General features: G+C 54.7%; 2 protein-coding genes. One reads left to right on the plus strand and one right to left on the minus strand.

Features of this window, described 5'->3' with window-relative positions; all coding sequences use genetic code 11:
* Nucleotides 1-273: 273 nt before the first annotated feature.
* The gene (locus RDM26_RS08375; protein ID WP_307738505.1) at nt 274-1,065 is read right to left on the minus strand and encodes a DUF1524 domain-containing protein; all 792 of its coding nucleotides are present in this window, start codon (nt 1,063-1,065) and stop codon (nt 274-276) included.
* A 94-nt stretch (nt 1,066-1,159) separates the two neighbouring features.
* Here RDM26_RS08375 and RDM26_RS08380 point away from each other — a divergent pair, with 94 nt between their 5' ends.
* On the plus strand, nt 1,160-3,832 hold the full coding sequence (locus RDM26_RS08380) for an ATP-dependent helicase C-terminal domain-containing protein (RefSeq protein ID WP_307738506.1): 2,673 nt from the start codon (nt 1,160-1,162) through the stop codon (nt 3,830-3,832).
* Nucleotides 3,833-3,850: the final 18 nt, after the last annotated feature.

A 3,850-nucleotide genomic window follows, 5' to 3' on the forward strand; every position in this document is an offset into this window, starting at 1 on the left:
ATCGCTATTTTAAACAACTGAGAGAACGGCTGGATATTATTTGATGGTTCCTCTTCTTTTCTCCCTAATTTTATCTGTTTTGCAGGGTGTAATAGGCTTCTGAAGTGAATAACTAACGGCTTTTTTATTTGGTAAAAAAAATGAAAGGGGGGGGGTTCCCCTGAGAGGGGGCTCAACGGGGTCCCCGGAGTGGTTTTACCGAGCCAGGCTCGGACTTGCGGGTACGGCTTCAGGCATGCGCGGACTATTTCGCAAGGTCGTTACCGAACCAGGCTAACCAGCGGGAAGGGGCTGCACGGGGCAGGAGGCCGCCACCGAAGCCATTGCGCGCTTTTCTGCCGGGGTGACCCATAAATGCCACTTATTTTTTACCGCCACCTGTAAAGCAACATATTGGCATTGAAACCCCTTATTTGGGGGCAGCCAACTGGCAGCGTCCTTATCTTTCTTATCTTGATTTGCTGTTCCCTCGACTGCCAGCAGATTCAATGGATCGTTGGCGAACTGTTCACGAGCCTTAGAGTCCCACCTACTGGCTCCGGTTTTCCACGCATTGGACAGGGCTACTACGTGATCTATTTGCACCTGGTTGGAGCTTTGGGCCCCTTTGTGAAACTGCTGGTAGCGGCCAGTGTAAGGTTCGGTAAACTCTCCGCTAACCACTACACACTCACGGGTTCCCGGCTTGGTGTGTACCTGTGAAAGGTCACGCTTTAAAATATCGTTTCGGGTATCACAACCATTGCGATCAACATCTGCCCAGCGAACCCCGAATTGGGAACGCTGATAGGGGGAGGCGCTTTCCCACTTGCCCTCAGGTAAGGAGGCAACTGCCTTGACTAAATCGGTTTGCACCGATTCGGAGAGGATTTGATCCGCGCTTTTTCCCCAATCTGGAAGCGTTAGTTTGGGAGCTCCCTTGGTGGAGAGTCCCGCTAAATCAGGGCCTAGACCAGGGATGAAAGCCCAGGCTAGCAAGGCAAGAATAAAGGTGGCGATGATGCGGTTTCCCCAAGAACCCTTGCTTGGCTGCCACCAGCGTCTGCCTCTCCTGCTATACCCCATATAGCTATTGTGCTCATTTCGCGGCAGCTTTCCTATTTATCCTTACCGCTGCCGGAAGTATTGGCTTTCTTCTCCCACGGTGCACAATAGAAGCATGTTCACGCTTTCCCAGGCAGGTTCCCTCGCCCCTGAGCTTCCGGCGACTAGTATATTGCCGGAGCTGAAAGGCGCCCTCGAAACCGTAGGAAAAGCAATTGTTACGGCAGCACCGGGATCAGGGAAAACTACTTTGGTTCCTCCTTTTTGCTGGGCTCTTGAGGACGCGCGGGCAAAAACTAGCGCCGAGGCAGCGGGGGTAATAGTGACCGAACCGCGCCGGGTTGCTGCGCGAGCGGCGGCCAGTTACCTGCAGACATTGCTGCCCAAAAATGAAAATAGATTAGCAGATAAAGTGGCATTTTCAGTCCGAGGAGAATCTACTCGCAGCCGCGATACCCGCTTAGACTTTGCGACTGCCGGCCTGTTTTTACGTCGTCTGTTGGCCGATCCAGAAGTTTCTGGTATTGGCACGGTAATCATCGATGAAGTACACGAACGGTCTTTAGAGACTGATGTGTTATTAGCTCTGCTCTGCGAAGTACGGCAGCTGCGTCCAGAGCTGCGGATAGTGGTGATGTCGGCAACTTTAGATAGCGAGCTTTTCCGGAAGGTTTTAGGCGAGGATACCCCGGTGCTTCAAGCGGAAGGTAAACTATTTCCTCTGCAAGAAGTATTCGCGCCCCCACCGGTGCAGGTACGGCGTATCAGCGAGCGGGGAACATCCTGGCAGTTTCGGGATTACTTGGCTGACCTGGCGTTAAGTCACCGTATTCAAGGTGATACTTTATTGTTTGCGCCCGCAATCGCGGATGTAGAGGCGATTGCCGCTACTTTGCGTTCGCGTGCCAGTCACCCGGAGCGAATCATGACCCTGCATGGGCAGTTATCTTCCCGACAGCAGGCAAAGGTGCTTTCTGAGGGCGCCTCTGCTGCTAGCGAGGACGCCCTAGAGCCGGGGGAGGGGCGGATTATTGTGGCCACCTCGGTGGCAGAATCGGCGCTTACTGTTCCCGGGGTTCGCCAAGTGATTGACAGCGGATTGTCGCGGGTTCCCAGCCGTAGCTTTCGCGGAAATGCCGCCGGACTAAGTACCTTGAGTTGCTCACGAGCCGCGGTAGCTCAACGCGCAGGCCGCGCCGCACGCCTGGGAGCTGGATATGTAATTCGTGCCTATGACCAGCAAACTTATGCTCGCATGGAAGCCGACACTCAGCCGGAAATCTTGCGCAGTGATTTGACGCAGACCTATTTACAGCTGGCAGATTGGGGGCAAACTGACCTGGAACTTCTGGCGCTGCCGACCACCCCTCCGCCTGCTGCCTGGCAGCAGGCGGAGAAGGATTTGCAGGCTCTCGGCGCTTTAGATGTAGACTGCCGGATTACTGTTTTCGGGCGCCAGCTGGTGCAAATTCCCGCTCACCCGCGCCTGGCACGTGCCCTGATTTTGGGGGCACGTCTGGTAGGTGAGCGCCGCGCCGCCCAAGTGGTCGCGGCTTTACAGGCAGATCTGCGCAGTCCAGACGGTGATTTGTGGGCAGCGATTCAGCGTGCGGAACGTCAAGGAGATAAAACCTACCGCACTGAGCGCAGCCGTTTTGAAGCATTGGCGCGGCGCCATCAAAGTATTGATATTGGTAGCGAGGGTTTCGGGTCTTCGTTGTCAGCTCGGGGCGGGCAGGTAGGGCAAGGCAACGCGAATAGGCAAACTCCAAGTTCACCAGCTAAATTGCAAAAAATTGCGGGTGATTTAAGCGTTGGAGTAGTGGTCGCGATGGCTTTCCCTGAGCAAATAGGCCGGTTAACCAACAAAACCGGAGGGTATCAACTGTCTGGTTCGGGAGCGGCTCACCTAGACAATGACAGTTCTTTATCCACCAGTAAGTGGCTGGCGATTGCAGAAATTGGGTTGCGTAAAGGCGGTGATGACCTGATTCGCCTAGCTGCGCCCCTCACCGAGGAACTGGCTTTAGAACTGGGGAAACATTTAGTGCAAGAGAAACTCATTGAAGAATTTCGGGACGGGGAAATCTGCGCATGGAAAGAAAGATTATTAGGAGAAATCTCTCTGCAGCGCCAGAAAGCGGAAATCCGGGAACCTGAGCGCGTCCTCGAAGCCGAGTATCAGCGGGTGGGGCTAGATTTTCTATCTTGGAATCCTAAAGCCAGTAGCTTACGTGCCCGCCTGCGCTGGGCGGCGCACTATTTGCCTGCTATCCCGGCAGTTGGTGACCAGGATTTACACGACAATCCCCGCTTCTGGCAGGTATTGATAAGTTATTTTGCAAATGGAAAAAATACCGCGAATGCCCCGGTAGCTGCCTGGCTGGACGGTCTGCTGGACTACGAATCACGGCGCAGTTTGGAGCGGGAAGCTCCTAGCGAGTTTTTGGTTCCTTCCGGCCGGCGCGTCGCTATCACGTATCCAGATGAGGTAACTAGCGGCCTTCCCCGGGTGCAAGCAAAACTACAAGAGTTCTTTGGCCTGCAATCCACGCCGAAAATCCTGGGCGGAAAGGTGAATCTGGCGATAGAGATGCTATCGCCAGCAGGACGTCCGGCGGCGTTAGTGACCGACTTGGATCATTTCTGGGATGAAGTGTATCCGCAGGTACGAGCAGAAATGCGTGGTAGGTATCGCAAGCATCCTTGGCCGGAAGACCCCCGCGCCGCTATCGCGACTGCCGCCACCAACCGCCAACTCCGTTCCCGTTATAGGGGCGGGGGCTAGATTTTTCCTCCTGCCCAA

The sequence above is a fragment of the uncultured Varibaculum sp. genome (genome assembly GCF_902489465.1).
Taxonomy (GTDB): domain Bacteria; phylum Actinomycetota; class Actinomycetes; order Actinomycetales; family Actinomycetaceae; genus Varibaculum.

Coding starts and splice junctions, on each gene's coding strand:
- RDM26_RS08380 (WP_307738506.1), top strand. CDS start 1,160: ATGTTCACGCTTTCCCAGGCAGGTTCCCTCGCCCCTGAGCTTCCGGCG.
- RDM26_RS08375 (WP_307738505.1), bottom strand. CDS start 1,065: ATGGGGTATAGCAGGAGAGGCAGACGCTGGTGGCAGCCAAGCAAGGGT.